This window comes from Acidobacteriota bacterium, from assembly GCA_028875575.1.
GTDB lineage: Bacteria > Acidobacteriota > Terriglobia > Versatilivoradales > Versatilivoraceae > Versatilivorator.
The window spans coordinates 1-15402 of the sequence record JAPPDF010000076.1 but is presented as its reverse complement, the minus strand read 5'-3'; the positions used below and the strand labels follow the sequence as shown (position 1 = coordinate 15402).

General features: G+C 63.5%; 8 protein-coding genes. 4 read left to right on the top strand and 4 right to left on the bottom strand.

Features of this window, described 5'->3' with window-relative positions; translation table 11 throughout:
* Window positions 1-225: 225 nt before the first annotated feature.
* Both OXI69_11420 and OXI69_11415 read right to left on the bottom strand, forming a co-directional pair.
* Window positions 226-1614, bottom strand: a complete 1389-nt coding sequence (locus tag OXI69_11420) for a mandelate racemase/muconate lactonizing enzyme family protein (GenBank protein ID MDE2666751.1) — start codon at window positions 1612-1614, stop codon at window positions 226-228.
* Window positions 1615-1742: 128 nt separating this feature from the next.
* Window positions 1743-3917, bottom strand: a complete 2175-nt coding sequence (locus tag OXI69_11415) for a hypothetical protein (GenBank protein ID MDE2666750.1) — start codon at window positions 3915-3917, stop codon at window positions 1743-1745.
* Between the two features lie 493 nt (window positions 3918-4410).
* On the opposite strand from OXI69_11415, the gene OXI69_11410 reads away from it, so the two are divergent.
* The 3 genes from OXI69_11410 to OXI69_11400 all read left to right on the top strand — a co-directional run bounded on the left by OXI69_11410 (window position 4411) and on the right by OXI69_11400 (window position 10203).
* Window positions 4411-6969, top strand: a complete 2559-nt coding sequence (locus OXI69_11410) for a PSD1 and planctomycete cytochrome C domain-containing protein (GenBank protein MDE2666749.1) — start codon at window positions 4411-4413, stop codon at window positions 6967-6969.
* Between the two features lie 52 nt (window positions 6970-7021).
* Window positions 7022-8476: a DUF1501 domain-containing protein gene (locus OXI69_11405; GenBank protein ID MDE2666748.1), complete on the top strand. Its 1455-nt coding sequence runs from the start codon at window positions 7022-7024 to the stop codon at window positions 8474-8476.
* A 104-nt stretch (window positions 8477-8580) separates the two neighbouring features.
* A complete protein-coding gene (locus OXI69_11400) occupies window positions 8581-10203 on the top strand; it encodes a GWxTD domain-containing protein (protein MDE2666747.1) in 1623 nt (540 codons plus the stop codon).
* A gap of 9 nt (window positions 10204-10212) precedes the next feature.
* Here OXI69_11400 and OXI69_11395 read toward each other — a convergent pair whose 3' ends face one another.
* Together OXI69_11395 and OXI69_11390 are read right to left on the bottom strand one after the other, a co-directional pair.
* Window positions 10213-11799 carry a twin-arginine translocation signal domain-containing protein gene (locus OXI69_11395; protein MDE2666746.1) on the bottom strand — a complete coding sequence of 529 codons (1587 nt, stop codon included), beginning with the start codon at window positions 11797-11799 and terminating at the stop codon, window positions 10213-10215.
* 23 nt (window positions 11800-11822) lie between these two features.
* Window positions 11823-13409 (bottom strand): twin-arginine translocation signal domain-containing protein, encoded by a 1587-nt coding sequence (locus OXI69_11390; protein MDE2666745.1) that lies wholly within the window; start codon window positions 13407-13409, stop codon window positions 11823-11825.
* Between the two features lie 265 nt (window positions 13410-13674).
* Between OXI69_11390 and OXI69_11385 the strand changes: the two genes are divergently transcribed.
* A complete protein-coding gene (locus OXI69_11385; protein ID MDE2666744.1) occupies window positions 13675-15231 on the top strand; it encodes a hypothetical protein in 1557 nt (518 codons plus the stop codon).
* The last annotated feature ends 171 nt before the right edge of the window (window positions 15232-15402 follow it).

Here is a 15402-nt window from a genome sequence, read left to right as displayed (position 1 = left end):
CGTATGCCCCCCTCCGCATCAGCCTTCGCCTGCGGCTCGGCTTCTGCGACTCCCGCTCAAGGGGGGAGTGATACCAGAGCGTTGTATGCAGGCCTCAAGAATCACTCCCCCCTTGAGGGGGAGTCGGTGAGGCAAACGCGGCGTCCCGATGGGGCCCCGGTCTCTGAGGTTCGTAACAGTTCCCTGTTTCACTCCGTATGATCCGCCCGGCAGAGCGCCGACCGGCTAACCGGAAGACTCCCGTTCACTCCTCCAGACCGGCCCCGATTCGGTTTCTCCCCAAAGACGCTCAAAGGCCTGCGATCCGTCCTCATCCCAGAAATCGGTTACCACCGGGTTGGCGTAACCGGAGGTTCCCCGCTGCAGCCTTGGCCCGGGGACGTCCGGAGGGTTCAGAAAGCGAATGTTCGACCCGGGGGCGTCGGGGTCAAAGCGAAAGTAGACCCTGAAACCGTTCCGGTAGCGCATCCTCACCAGAAAGCGGTCCTGGCGGGGCCGGGGCGCCTGACTGAGCCGGCGCAGCTTGTCACGGTCGAGGGTCACCCCCAGTCCCGGCTTGCCGAGCACCTGCACGCTACCGTTCACCACGGGCATGGTTTCCACCGTCACGTCTTCCTTCCAGAGATGACAGAGGCTCACATGATCCAGAATGGCCATCTTGAACACCGCGGCCTCGTGGGCCAGGAAGGCCTGGTTGATGGTTCCCCCGCACTGCTGCAGCATGAAGGGGGTATTGGCGGACTCGGCCATGCCGGCCAGCTTGGCGGCGTGTCCCACCGGAGCGTGGCCGGCCATGAAGCCGTCGCACAGGCCGTGACGCATGAAATAGTCGGCAGGGCCGTGGTGGATGAGAATGGGGATGGAGCACTTTTCTCGGAGGATCCGGTAGCCATCATGGTCAACGGCCCGGAGCGGATCCTCGATGCGTCCGGCCACGCTGAATTTCTCCAGTTCCTTGAGCACGGGCTCCACCGCTTCCAGGTTGGAGTCGGCGTTGAAGTCGTAGTGGACCTTGAATCCGGGAGGAGCCACTTTCTGGATGGCTTCGGTCTGATCCACCGCGTTTTGAATGACGTCCACGTGGTACTTGAGCCAGTGAAACCCCCGCCCGGCCACATTGAGCGTCTCCTCGGCCATGCCCTCGGGGGGTTGAGAGGCCGTCCAGGCCGCCACCGGAACCCAGGAGCGCACCCGGGGGCCGATCAGCTTCCAGCAGGGCAAGCCCAGATACTTGCCCATCAGGTCGTAGACGGCCATGTTGATGGGCAGGTTCCTGGTGTCGCCGATCCAGTCGAAGGCGCTCGAGCCGATGTAGCCGGAAGACGGATCGTTTTCGGGAAGCCGACCCCAGCTCTCTCCGATGCCTTCCAGGCCGCTTTGGGTCTTCACAACGTAGATGGTGCGCAACTGGACTCCCAATCCGTGATATCGGAAAAGCCAGCGCGCATTGTAGTCGTGGAAGGGAGGGCAGACCTCGTGGGCCTGGATGTCGGTGATCTTCAGGGCTTCGCGGGCATTCCCGGACAGCGCTCCCCGCAACCAGCGGGGAAGAGCCAGTCCGGCCAGACCCAGGGCGCCCGAGGCCAGGAATTCACGGCGAACCATGGATGACATGAGCGGCTCCTCTCGAAATCGGGAGGCCTGGCTAACTGCAGTCAGGCAAAGGGAGGTGTCACGGGGCGTTTCGCGGAGATGCTATCACAATCCCGCGACCCGGTCGTCAACGGGATCGCCTCACCGGATCACCGGCTGTCGCCGGCCCGCACATGGAGAGCGTGAAGCTGAGGAGTCCCCCGGCCCCGGGTCATTCTCAACCGCACCCGAAGCGGGCCGGACGCTTCCGGAAGCCTCTCGCCCCCGGCTCGCCAGCGCAAGGGCACCTCGTAACCGTCCCGCTCAATGGCCACCGACCGCCCCATGCCAAAGCCTTCCAGGGGAGACTGGCGCACTCCATCCAGCAACTCGGCTTCCAGGCGCGCGCCTCCCGAGAGTCCGCTGACGTTCACGGTGAGCCGGTGGCGGCGCCACGTCGGCCCCGGAGGTCTCAGCGGCAACGAGGTCATCTCTCCGGACTCCCGGCCGGCTTCCAGGGCCAGTCCGTAGAGGCGGTGACGCCCCACCCTGGCCAGCCCGATGCTGCCTCCGGAACTGTAGTAGATCCACCACTCGCTTCCGACCTCCAGAAAACAGGAAATCCGGGGCTCCCCCTGCTCCCAGGGCTGGCCACCGGGTTCGAGCTGGATGCGGCGGGAGGTCCACAGCCCGAATCCGATATTGTCCTTCTCCTCGGGCTCGGTCGCCCAACCGGTGAACCGCATGCGATAGCCTCCCCCGTCGGGCTCGTGGTGTCCCACAAAGGCCCACCAGTAACTGTCCTCTTTCAGGACGACCGCGGCAGCATGGAGGGTGCTGTTGCGAGGAACCTCGTCGAAGGCGTAGTGGCGGGCATTGTGGGGCGCACGCACGAACTTCCGGCCGTCGGGCGAAGCGGCCACGTCCACAATGAAGCCGTGGGGGCCCTGAGTGTGCAGGAACATCAGGTAACGCCGGTCCGGAGGCGCTGCTTCGTCCCGAATCACCTCCACCGGCAACTCGTACTCGTTGGAGTTGAGGCCGGGTTGGAGCGAAAAGCAGATGTTGGTCTGGCGCCCCCCGAACCGCATTAGGCCCAGGTCGGGCTTGCTCCAACGAATCCCGTCGGAAGACTCCGCATAGCCGGCTCTTCCCTGCTGCAACCGGTCCACGTATCCCCCATACCACATCCTGAACCGATGGCCTTCCTTGATCACGCCGGCCGCGCCCAGGCTGCCCGCGTCCCAGGAGCCCGCAGGCCCCGTGTTCAGCACCGGGGTGGCCGGGGTCACTCTCCAGTCGGTCCCGTTCCTGGAGAAGGCATGGTAGAGAGCGAAAGTGACCCTGCCGATGGCCTGGCTCATTCGGTTCACGCCATTGAAATACATGCGGAACCCCTCACCGTCCCGGATCACCTCGGCATTGAAACCACCCGAGCCTCGGCCCGAGGGATCGGGGACGGCGGCCTTGTCCAGGACCGGATTGCCGGCAAAGCGGGTGAGGGGGTTCTCCACCATGCGAGTCCCCCGCAGCTCCCAGTCCAGGTCCAGCAGCACCGGGAGCGAGGTTCGGCCGGTGGCCGGAGCCCGGGTCGAGAGCTCGAACCCATCGATGTCAAGCTCCTGGCCGGGGTGGCGGCTCTCCAGGAAGACATAGTCCGCCTCTCCAGGGGTTTCCGGCACCAACTGCTGCACGGAACCATGGCGTCCATTCTGCTCCCGGGCGATCTTTTCCCTCTGGGCGCCGGTGATGGGCTGCTTCAAGTCCATCAGGTAGCGCCCGTCGCAGTAGATCCGAGCCGGGCCGGCGGCTTCGGGTATCACCAGGACCCACGTGTGCCAGTCCCGATGGTCCAGCCCGCGCACCGGGGTTCGTTCCCGCCAGGGGTCGGCCGCGTTCACCAGGATTTGCCAACCCTGGATTCCGAAAGAGATCCCGTGGGTCGGGCAGGCCCCCAGGCTGAAGGCCCAGTTGCCCAAAGCGCGGCTCTTCAACCCCAGGGTAAACAGCGTGCGTCCGGCTTCCCCGGTGCAGAGCAGTTTCAGCCGCAGGTAGAGCGGACCTGCCTGCAACTTGGGAATGGACTTCTGGCAGCGCGAATAGCGGGTGTCGAGACCGGTCCGGAGGCGATGAAAGTGCGGGAAGTCCCGGTGCCCGAAGGGTTGGATTTCCGAATCGGTCCAAAACTGCCTGAACGACCGTCGGCTTTCTGCCGTCCCATAGCGTTGCGGCTCGGCCCAGGACCCGGAAGCGCCTTCTTCGTCGCCGTCCGGATCACATCCGGCGGCCAGCGCCGGCAGCACCGCGGCTGCCGCCAGGAAGGATCTGCGACCCAAAATTGCCATGGAATCCTCCTTGCCTGAAACACTCCTGTTTAACCCTGTACAAATCGCCCCGTCGTATGGAACGGCGGCGAAACTAGGCGAAGAGTGAATAGTGGATAGTGATTAGTGGATAGTTATTTGATCTACACGTGAAGCAACTTGCCAGTCTCGGTACAGTCCCCACAAGAAGTGTAACCACGTCATCAGGCGCTGGCCTGATCCCGAATCACTCGACTGACAACTCTCCACTCTTCACTCTTCACTCTCCACTTACCTCAATCAGTCCCATTCGTGTCCATTGGTGGTTCTTCCCGGCCCTTCGTGGATAAGCAGAAAAGATTTTTCCGACTGTAAACTACACCAGGATCCCCTGGCAACCCACGCTCTGCGCCCGTTTGGAATTGACCGGTCCAGGGGCCTGTTATATATTTCGATAGCGAAATTGCAAGTTATAACATCCTGCAAGACCTGCAAACCCTTTGTTATTTGCGGGCAGTCGGCCCCGGGGGATGAAATGAACCACTTGTTCAGCCATCTCTGTCTCGCCACCGTTCTTGTCCTGTCAGCCCAACCCTCGATCCCCGTCGCGCTCGGCGCGGATGAGGAGATCAGCTTCGACCGGGACGTCCGGCCCATTCTGGAACAGCACTGCCAGAGCTGTCACAGTGCGGAGACGCATCAGAGCGGACTGGTGGTCGACACCCTGGAGGCGCTGCTGGAGGGGGGCGCGTTGGATGGACCGGCGGTGGTTGCCGGCAACAGCGCCGGCAGCCCCTTGATCTCGAGACTCAAGGGCGACATCGAGCCGGCAATGCCGATGAGCGGCTCCCGGCTGACGGACGGGGAAATCAGCCTGATCGCCGCCTGGATCGACCGGTTGAAGCCGGCAGATGTGGCGGCGGAACACACCACAGGCACGTCCAAGAGCTGGCCCTGGACCCGGTTGGCCCTTCCCGAGGTCCCAGCGGTAAAGCAGCAGCAGTGGGTCCGGAACCCGGTTGATGCCTTCGTCCTGTCCGCCCTGGAAGAAAAGGGCATGGAGCCGGCTCCGCAGGCATCGCGGCGGGCCTTGCTCAGAAGGATCCACTTCGGACTGACCGGCCTGCCGCCCTCTCCCGAAACCATGGCTGCCTTCCTCGAGGACTCCTCGGAGGATGCCTACCGCGCCGCCGTCGAGAAGCTGTTGGACGACCCAGCCTACGGCGAGCGCTGGGCACGGCATTGGCTGGACCTGGTGCGCTACTCGGACACGGTGGGCGAGTCCGTCGACTACCCCCGGCCTCACATGTGGCGCTACCGGGACTACGTGGTCCGCGCCTTCAACCGGGACATGCCTTACGACCGCTTCATCCGGCAGCAACTCGCCGGAGACGCCTACAGAAACTATGGGGCGGAGGGCAAGATCGCCACCGGGTTTCTTCACCAGTGGGTGTTCGTGCAGCGGGTGGATTCGCCCCAGACCCGACGGGACTACCTCAACGACGTGGTCGGAACCACCGGTTCGGTGTTCCTGGGAATGACCCTGGGCTGCGCCCGCTGCCACGACCACAAGTACGATCCCATTCCCACCCGGGACTACTACCGAATGGAAGCCTTCTTCGCTCCGGTGACGGTGGGCCCCGAATCCGTGCCCTTCACCCCCTACGAGCTTCCGCAACTTGAGCCCGAACGCTGGAAGAAGAAGGCCGAGAGCTGGAAGAACCTGCTGGACCGGCGCAAGGAGGAAGGCGCCAGGTTCAAGGCCGAACTGGCGGCGCGGGTGACTCCCCACTACCAGCTCATGGCTCCCCAGGATCTCAAGGACTGGGTGGTCTCCGATCTGAAGCGCACCCCCTTCCCCAAGAGATCCCTCTATACCAAGGAGGACGTGGAACGGCTGCGACTGATTTCACGACAGGGCCAGCGTTTCGCCAACGTCAACAGCCCCGACTACTACAAGGCCATGGCCTTTGTGGCCTCGCAGGGCTTCCGCGCCCACACCGCCGGTCCCCCGACCACCTACCTGCTGAAAGGGGGCAACTACAAGCTGCGGGGAGAGGTAGTGGAACCGGGCGTGCTGAGCGCCGTCACCGGCCATTCCCGGCCGGTCGACTACAAGGGTCTGGACATTCGTTCTTCGAGAGGAAGCTCCCGCAAGCTGCTGGCCGAATGGATCGCCAGCCCCGACAACCCCCTGACGGCCCGGGTGATGGTGAACCGGATCTGGCAGTACCACTTCGGCCGCGGCCTGGTGTCCACCCCTAGCGACCTGGGCAAGAACGGCGGCGGCACCGTCCACCGGGAGCTGCTCGACTGGCTGGCCTGGCAGTTTGTCCGGAGCGGCTGGAGCATCAAGGAGATGCACCGGATCATTCTGCAGTCCAACGTCTACCGGCAATCCCTGCGGACACCCCACCTGGAGGCCTACAGGAAGCTGGACAGCGACAACCGCTACCTGTGGCGGCGAAACCCCATCCGATTGGAAGCCGAGGTCATGCGGGACAGCGTGCTGGCGGTCAGCGGACAACTCAATCCCTCCATGGGAGGCCCGCCCTTCTTCCCCGATATCGACGATGCCGTGCAGCGGCGCGCCGGGGTGTGGTGGGAACCTTCGCCGCGGGAGGAACGAAGCCGGCGAAGCGTCTACGTGCTGCAGTGCCGGTCCTTGCAGCTCCCCATGGTGGCGGTGTTTGACGGCCCCAATATCAACGAGAGCTGCCCCGTCAGGGACGTCACCACCGTGACCCCCCAGGTCTTCTCCCTGCTCAACAGCAGATTCTCCCACGAACAGGCTCGCTTCATGGCGGACCGCATCCGGAGGGAGGCGGGCGACGCCCCCCAACGCCAGGTGGAGCACGCCTTCCAACTGGCCTTCCAGAGGTCTCCATCGGCCCTGGAGCGCGACGAGTGCCTGGGCTTTCTGAGAGAACACCCGGTGGAACCGGACCTCCCCCCCAAGGTAACGCTGCGGGCCATCCGCTTCGGAAACGACCTGGGTGAGTCCCTGGACAGGCAGAAGGAGCCGGGAGGCGACCGGCTGGCGCGTCTCTGCCTGGTGCTCATCAATATGAACGAGTTCATCTTCCTGGAATGAGTTCTGCCTGAACAAGGCGTCCGGTTAACGACGGAAAGCAAGAGGAGCAATCATGGCCAAGAGTGAGTTCGACGTTTGTTCGCGGGTGGAACGGCCCGACCCGCGCCTGGGAGAGATGGGGCGCAGGGACTTCCTGTACGGATTCGGCAGAGGCGTGGGGAGCCTGGCGCTCACCTCGCTGCTGTGCCGGGACGGCTGGCTTCAGGCGGACACAAGAACCCAGGACCCGCTGGCGCCCAAGCAGCCCCACTTCGCCGCCAAGGCCAAGGCCTGCATCTTTCTCTTCATGGAGGGAGCTCCCGGCCAGATGGACACCTTCGACCCCAAGCCGGCGCTGGCCAAGTACCATGGGACCCCAGTCACCCGCGTCTACGGCAGCCTGGAAAAGCGGATTTACGTAGGCAGCCCCTTCAAGTTCACGCGACACGGGCAGTGCGGCATGGAAGTTTCGGAAATCTTTCCCCACCTGGCCACCTGCGTGGACGACATCGCCGTGGTCCGCTCGCTCCACACCGACTCGGAGGCCCATCCCGGGGCCTGCTTCATGATGAACACCGGCGTCCCCATTCCCGGCAGTCCCTCGGTCGGTTCCTGGGTCATCCACGGGCTCGGCAGCGAGAGCCAGAACCTGCCCGCCTTCGTGGTCCTGCCCGACCATCGGGGACGAATCTCCGGCGGGGCGGTCAATTACTCCAACGGATATCTGCCGGCCGCCACCCACGGCACCCTGTTGAACTCGGTGGGGGCGCCCATCTTCGATCTCCAGCCTCCGCCGGGAGTCACCCGGGAGCAGCAGCAGGCCGACATCGCGCTGCTCAATCGGCTGAACCGGCCCTACCTGGAGTCCGACCCCGGCAACGAGAACCTGCTGGCCCGCATGAAGAACTACGAGCTGGCCTTCCGCATGCAGTTCGCCGTGCCCGAGGCGGTGGACATCGACAGCGAACCCGACAAGATCAAGGAAATGTACGGCCTCAATGACAAGATCAAGGAACCCATGGCCCGCAGGTGCCTGATGGCCCGCCGCTTGGTGGAGCGGGGCGTGCGCTACGTCCAGGTCTACTGCGGCGGCTGGGACTCCCACGAGAACATCGCCGAGGAGCACCGCAAGCGGGGCTACGAGACCGATCAGCCGGTCACGGCGCTGCTGAAGGACCTGAAGCAGCGGGGGCTGCTGGATGAGACCCTGGTGGTGTGGGCCGGGGAATTCGGACGCACCGCCGACAACTCCATGGACTTCTTCCGCTCCCATCCCGGCCGCGACCACAACAAGGAGGCCATGGTGGCCTGGATGGCCGGTGGCGGCATCAAGGGCGGGACGGTGGTGGGCAACACCGACGAGCTGGGCATCAAGGCAGCCGAGAACGTCTATCACCTGCACGACCTCCATGGCACCATGCTGCACAGCCTGGGTCTGGACGACATGCGGCTCACCTACTACCACGCGGGACGTTTCAAGCGCCTGACGGATCTGGGCGGCCGCCTGATCAAGGAGATCGTGGCATAGCGAGACCCGATTGACGCGGCCCGCACGTGCTTTATAATGAAATGGAGTCCCAAACGAACCAGAAACGCCTGTCACCCGATGGCTGACATCAAGCAAGGTGCCCCATGAGAATCCCCCGCAAATGGAACCGGTTCCTGGCCGGCGGTTTGACCTTCCTTTTCGTTCTCTCAGGATCGGTGCTGTTGGCCGACCGGAAGAAGGACCGGAGACGCGAGAAATCGCTCCGCACGGAAACCTCGGACCGATACCTGAAGAAGTGGATGAAGCAGGACGTCGGCTACATCATCAGCCAGGAAGAGAAAGAGGCCTTCAAGCGCCTGACCACCGACGACGAGCGCTATCAGTTCATCGAGCAGTTCTGGCTCCGGCGGGACCCCAATCCGGACACCCCCGACAACGAGGCCAAGCAGGAGCACTACCGCCGCATCGCCTTTGCCAACGAACGCTTCGCCTCGGGCAAGCCGGGGTGGGAAACGGACCGGGGGCGGATCTACATCACCTTCGGCCCTCCGGATGAGATCGAGAGGCATTCCGCCGGCGGCACCTACGACCGCCCCCCCGAGGAGGGAGGCGGGCAGACGGTGACCTTTCCCTTTGAAGTGTGGAGGTACCGCTATATCGAAGGCAGGGCCCTGGGAGAGGAAGTCCGGATCGAATTCGTGGACCCCAGCTTCAGCGGGGAGTACCGTATCGCCTTGAGATCCAAGGACAAGGATGCCATTTACTACACCCCCCAGATCGGCTTGACCACGGCCGAGATGGCGGGCATTGCCTACAAGGAAGATCGCGACATTATGGGGGGCACGGGATATGGCATGGGCGGAAACCTGCGCCCCTACCAGCAATTTGACCGGCTGAGGCAGTTAGCGGCCCTGACCCGGGGGCCCAAGGTCCGCTTCAAGGATCTGGAAACGGTCATCAACACCAAGCTCTCCTACAACCTGCTCCCCTTTCACTTCACCACCGACTTCTTCAAGATCACCGAAGACATGGTGCTGACACCCATCACCATCCGCCTGCGCCACCAGGATTTGACCTTCCAGAACCAGGAGGGCGTTGAGCGCGCCCGCGTGAATATCTTCGGGCGGATCTCGACCATAACAGGACGGGTGGTGGAAGTTTTCGAGGACGTCATTTCCCAGGACGTGCCCGCGTCCCTGATGAAAGAGGCGCTGGAACGCGACTCGCTATATCAGAAAACCCTGAACCTGCGCTCCGGAAGATACAAGCTGGAGTTGGTGCTGAAGGACATTCACAGCGGCAACATCGGGACCCAGTACTTTGGAATGGTGATCCCCCATTACCCCAACGACAGTCTGGCCAGCAGCTCCATCATCCTGGCGGACACCATCCAACCGCTCCCCGCGAAACAGGTGGGGGGCGGCATGTTCGTCATTGGGACCAAAAAGGTCCACCCCAACGTGGCAGACCGCTTCGACCGGAAAGAAACCATGGGGATTTACTTCCAGGTCTACAACCTGACCGTGGACGACAAGACCCACAAACCGTCGGCCTCGGTTCAATTTGTCCTGAAAAAGGGCGGCAAGGAAATCACCCGCCTGACCAAGACCGAGGAGGAACTGGCGGGGGCCGCCCAGCAGATGACCCTGGAACAGCATCTGGCCCTGAGCGCGCTTGACCCCGGCCACTATCAACTGGTGGTGAACGTCACCGACAACCTGGCCAATCGATCACTCAGCGAGGTGGCTAAATTCGAGGTCCGCTGAGGGTTGTATTTAAACTCTCGGGGTGGTCGGATAGGATCCGTATTCGACCTGGATTTCGACGGACTCCACCGAAATTCTCCCTCCCATTCCCGCCGGCCGCCCATCCAGGGAAATTTCCAGCAGGTTCTCCCCCTGGCGCGGCCGCACTTTCCGCAATTGATACTCCAACCACTGCCCGAGCCAGGGATCGATGCGATTGGCATAGTCACGCCGGCAGATCTCATGCTCCAGGGACTGGCCGTTCAACAGCAGGGTGAGACGATCGGCCGTCACCAGGTTGGCGACATAGAGCTTGAGAACGATCTGACTGATCCGTTCCGCCCCGCCTTCGATATCGTCTGAAATGGTAAAGGGAATGGAATAGCGCTTGCCCGCATCGCCGGCAGGCATCCTCAGGGGCAGACTGGCCCGGTAGCCCATTTCGACCGCCCCCTTGGAGCGGCGGTGCAGCAGGTAGTGCTTGTCGGCTTCCCGAATCAGCTCGGGGTCCCCCAACTCGGTCAGGACCCGGCGTTCCCTGTCCCCAAGCGGCCATCGGAGAAACCAGGCGTAGATCCCGTCCACGCCGCGCCTCCGGTAGTTGGCAGCGGCGGCGCGAAAATTCTCGGGCGTGGGAAAGAGGACCTTGTGCGCCAACGGGTCGGTCCCGGTGGCCTCGTCTCCGACGTAGGGCGCCAGGACACCGTAGACGGCGATACCCTTGGCGTGGGCTGCTTCGACGAGCCAGTCGACAGGCATGTCCACATCCAGGGTGAAATCGATATAGAGCATGGGCGCCAGGTAGTCGACCAGGCCCTCCCGGATCCAGGTCCGCACGTCCAGCCCCTGTTTGAGGCACATCTCTTCGGTGGGATAGACCCGGGCCCCCACCTGGCCCGGCTTGCCGGGACGATTGCGGACCGCTTCGGAGATCCTGGCCACCCACTCGGTCAACACCGGGGTCATGGAAGGAACATCCTCCGGTCTCAGGAACAGCGGCATGCCGCCCGGGGCCGCCGCGAAGTCCAGCTCCACGCCCTCGGTGTCGTATTCGGTGGCCAGCTCCTTCAGCACCGCGTATTGGTGGTCGCGCACGAACTCGTGGGCCAGGCCCCGTCCGCCCTCGGGCACCTTGTACTTGTCCTCCAGCCCCCCGTAGGAGGCCATGCGCACGCTGGCGAAGAAGTCCATCCCTTTCTCATGGGCGCGGTCGATCAGCACGGTCAGCGGGTCCAGGCCCCGGTCGATCAGGCTCTGCATGTTCTCCCAGGTGCGCCAGTAGGCGGTGATCGGGAAGGGACGCATGTCGGCGCCGAAACGCTGGCCCACCCGCGAGGGATAGAAGAGACCGTCCCCCCGCTCCACCCCGTAGACAAAGGTGTCCACGGCCGTTCCGGCCACCTCGTCAATGGGCACCCAGGCGTCCTCCATGGTCATGGGGGGCTCGAAAACGTAGAGGTAGTAGTGCCGGGCGTCGTTGTAGTAGAGGGTCCGCTTCCTGGGCCCGGACGGCTTGCCGGGGAGCGGCTCGGCCAGGAGGCCGGCGGAGGAGCCGGCCGCTCCCGCTCCCCCGGCAACGGTTAGGGCCTTCATGAATTTTCGACGGCTCAGGCTCATGGGGATCTCTCGAATGCGACGGTCTATGCTTTCGGCGTGGTCGGATAGAACCCGTAGTCGACCCGCACTTCCACCCATTCCACCGAAATGCCCTTTCCCATGTGAGGCGGGCGCTCCTCCAGGGATATTTCCAGCAGGTTCTCACCCTTGCGGGGCCGCACCTTTCGCAGGTGAAACTCCAGCCACTGTCCCTGGTAGGGAACGATATTGTCGGCGTAGTCGCGCAGGCAGATCTCGTCTGCCAGCGACTGGCCGTTCAGCAGAACCGTCAGCCGGTCGGCGGTCAGCAGATTGTCGATATGCAGCTTCAGAACGACCTTGCGGATCCGCTCCGCCTTGCCTTCGATGTCGTCTGAAATCGAGAAGGGGATGGGGTAGCGCTTGCCGGGTTCGGGGCCGGGAATCTTCAGCGGCAGACCGGCCGGATAGCCCATTTCGGAGGACCGCTCGGACGAGCCGTGAAGCACATAGTGCTTGTCGGCTTCCCCGATCAGTTCCGGGTCTCCAATCTCTGTCAGGATGCGCCGTTCCGTGTCTCCCAACGGCCACTGCATGAACCAGGCATAGAGGCCGTCGACTCCCCGCCTCCAGTAATTGGCGGACGCCGCCCGCACATTTTCGGGAGTGGGATAGATCCTCTTGGGAGCCGCCGGCGCCGACCCGGTGGCTTCATCCCTGATGTAGGGCTGAAGGGTGCCGTAGACGGCGATGTCCTTGGCGTGAGCTGCTTCGATGACCCAGTCGATGGGCATGTCCACGTCCAGGGTGAAATCGATATAGAGGATGGGCGCCAGGTAGTCGACCAGGCCTTCCCGGATCCAGGTCCGCACGTCCAGGCCGTTCTTGAGGCACATCTCCTCGGTGGGATAGACCCGGGCCCCCACCTGGCCCGGCTTGCCGGGTCGATTGCGGACGGCATCGGAGATCTTGGCAACCCACTCGGTCAGCACCGGGGTCGTCGCCGACAAGTCTTCCGGCCTCACATAGAGAGGCATTCCCCCCGGCGCCGCCGCGAAGTCCAGCTCTACACCCTCGGTGTCGTATTCGGTGGCCAGCTCCTTCAGCACCGCGTATTGGTGGTCGCGCACGAACTCGTGGGCCAGGCCCCGTCCGCCCTCGGGCACCTTGTACTTGTCCTCCAGCCCCCCGTAGGAGGCCATGCGCACGCTGGCGAAGAAGTCCATCCCTTTCTCATGGGCGCGGTCGATCAGCACGGTCAGCGGGTCCAGGCCCCGGTCGATCAGGCTCTGCATGTTCTCCCAGGTGCGCCAGTAGGCGGTGATCGGGAAGGGACGCATGTCGGCGCCGAAACGCTGGCCCACCCGCGAGGGATAGAAGAGACCGTCCCCCCGCTCCACCCCGTAGACAAAGGTGTCCACGGCCGTTCCGGCCACCTCGTCAATGGGCACCCAGGCGTCCTCCATGGTCATGGGGGGCTCGAAAACGTAGAGGTAGTAGTGCCGGGCGTCATTGAAATAGAGGGTCCTTTTCTTGCGCCCCTTGTGTTTGCCTGGGACCGGCTCGGCCAGGAGGCCGGCAGAGGAGCCGGTTACTCCCGCTCCCCCGGCAACAGTGAGAGCTTGCATGAATTTCCGACGCGTAACGCTCATGGTGACCTCCGAGATTTTCCGTTGGCTGCTGTCTCGAGCAGGCAGTTCCGGCCTGCTTGTGCGTGATCGGAAAGCTGACTGGTCCCGTGGGCCGCTGGCCAACAGGGACGGAAGCAATGGGACGTCCTCATCCCCCCTGGGCGCTGGAGCCGGCGGCCCGGGACAGTCTCGCTTCTCTCGAAAACAGCCGCGTTTTTTGGAGCCCCTATCTTATACAATTCTCAAACATCCAGTTACAGTTTTAGGGTTGAAGGGGGACAAGACCATGAACGGCATCAGGAAATTCACTCGATGGATGTTACCGGCGGCCGTGGCCTGTCTGGCCGGCTGCGGGGGGACGCCGCAACTTGAACCGGGAACGGCTACGGATCCGGCCACGCCTTCGCCGGACCGCCAGCGCCGCATCATCGTCAACGACGATGGAGAAGCGGAGCCCATCACCAGGGACCGACCGCTGGAAGCCTACCTGGCCCAGCGATTTCAGGACGCGGTGGGTTCCCAGGTCGACTCCTACTTCATCTGCGTGGGCAGTACCGACCGAGGGCCTGCCATCGGAAAGAAACCCAGGCTTCAGGACACCCAGAATCGGTGGTACCCGGCCATGAAGGCGCCGCCGGAAATAGACCGGATGACCCGAGCCTACCTGGAGGCCGCCAAGACTGCCAACATGGAGATCTTCGCCTCCATCCGGATGAACGACATCCACGACGCCTGGGCGCCCCGGCTCACCTATCCCCTGAAAATGGCCCGGCCCGACCTGTTGCTGGGAGCCAGAGCCGACCATGCCCCCGACGCCGTCATGCGCGCCTTCTGGTCGGGACTCGACTATGCCAAGGAAGAGGTCCGCAACCATTTCCTGGATTTCATTCGCACCTATTGCCGCCAATACGACTACGACGGTCTCGAGCTGGACTACTTTCGCCATCCCCTGTTCTTCAAGCTGGGGGAAGCGCGGCGGCACCTGGACACCATGACCGACTTCGTGCGAACGGTCCGCAGCATCCTGAGCGAGATCGGCCGGGAGCGGGGCCGGCCCTACCTGCTGGCCATTCGCGTTCCCGACACGCCGGCAATGGCCCTCAGGACCGGCCTGGACGTGGAGCAGTGGATGAAGGAAGGCCTGCTGGATCTGCTGATCGTGGGAGGCGGCTACATGCCCTATGCAGGCCGGCTGCAGACATTTGTCGACTTGGCCCATCGGTACGGTATCCCGGCCTATCCCTGCATCAACCACTTCCGCGAACCCGTGGCCATGCGCAGCCTGGCTTCGAATATCTGGGCCATGGGAGCTGACGGAGTTTACCTGTTCAACTACTTCGGGGTCGATTCCGGCATGGAAGGGGGGCGCATGGTTCCGCAAGTGAGCGACAGTGCCGAACGCCGCAAGGTCTTGAGCCAGATCGGCGATCCGGCATCGCTAACCGGATTGGAGAAACGGTTCGTAGCCGACAACGGCGCCTCCATCTTCTACACCGGCTTCACCAACCCTCGGGGACAGTTACCCGCGAGGCTGATGGAAGCCACGCCGATCGAGCTGGTGGTGGGCGATGATGTCGGACGAGCGGACCGGCAGGCCAGCGAACTCGTCCTGAACATCAGTGTCGAGGAGGTGGCAGCCGGCGAAGGCATCGCCGTCGAGGTCAACGGCGCCCGAGTTCCCTCCGCCAGCCTGGAACGCACCGGGGATGAATCCTTTACAGCCCGACTCCAGGAGGAACCCCTCAAACGTGGCCTCAACACCATTGTCGTCCTGCCGGGCCCCGACTCGACAGGGCGGCTGTCCTCCAAGGTGACGGGACTGGAGCTGCAGGTGAGGTATTGATTCTAGTGGTCAGTGGCTAGTGGTTAGTTGTTAGGTAATCCTTACGGAGCGGCGAGTTTGCCCACCACAGGTTCGACTGCGGGCTGACTCTCCTATCTGGCGATCTCGCCGATTCCGTCCCCCCCACCGGTTCGACTGCGGGCGGAGCCCTTGTCTCACCGACTCCCCCTC

What these genes read in the sequence shown, in the direction of transcription:
- OXI69_11405 (MDE2666748.1), top strand. Translation starts at nt 7,022, where the DNA reads ATGGCCAAGAGTGAGTTCGACGTTTGTTCGCGGGTGGAACGGCCCGAC.
- OXI69_11390 (MDE2666745.1), bottom strand. Translation starts at nt 13,409, where the DNA reads ATGAGCGTTACGCGTCGGAAATTCATGCAAGCTCTCACTGTTGCCGGG.
- OXI69_11410 (MDE2666749.1), top strand. Translation starts at nt 4,411, where the DNA reads ATGAACCACTTGTTCAGCCATCTCTGTCTCGCCACCGTTCTTGTCCTG.
- OXI69_11420 (MDE2666751.1), bottom strand. Translation starts at nt 1,614, where the DNA reads ATGTCATCCATGGTTCGCCGTGAATTCCTGGCCTCGGGCGCCCTGGGT.
- OXI69_11400 (MDE2666747.1), top strand. Translation starts at nt 8,581, where the DNA reads ATGAGAATCCCCCGCAAATGGAACCGGTTCCTGGCCGGCGGTTTGACC.
- OXI69_11385 (MDE2666744.1), top strand. Translation starts at nt 13,675, where the DNA reads ATGAACGGCATCAGGAAATTCACTCGATGGATGTTACCGGCGGCCGTG.
- OXI69_11415 (MDE2666750.1), bottom strand. Translation starts at nt 3,917, where the DNA reads ATGGCAATTTTGGGTCGCAGATCCTTCCTGGCGGCAGCCGCGGTGCTG.
- OXI69_11395 (MDE2666746.1), bottom strand. Translation starts at nt 11,799, where the DNA reads ATGAGCCTGAGCCGTCGAAAATTCATGAAGGCCCTAACCGTTGCCGGG.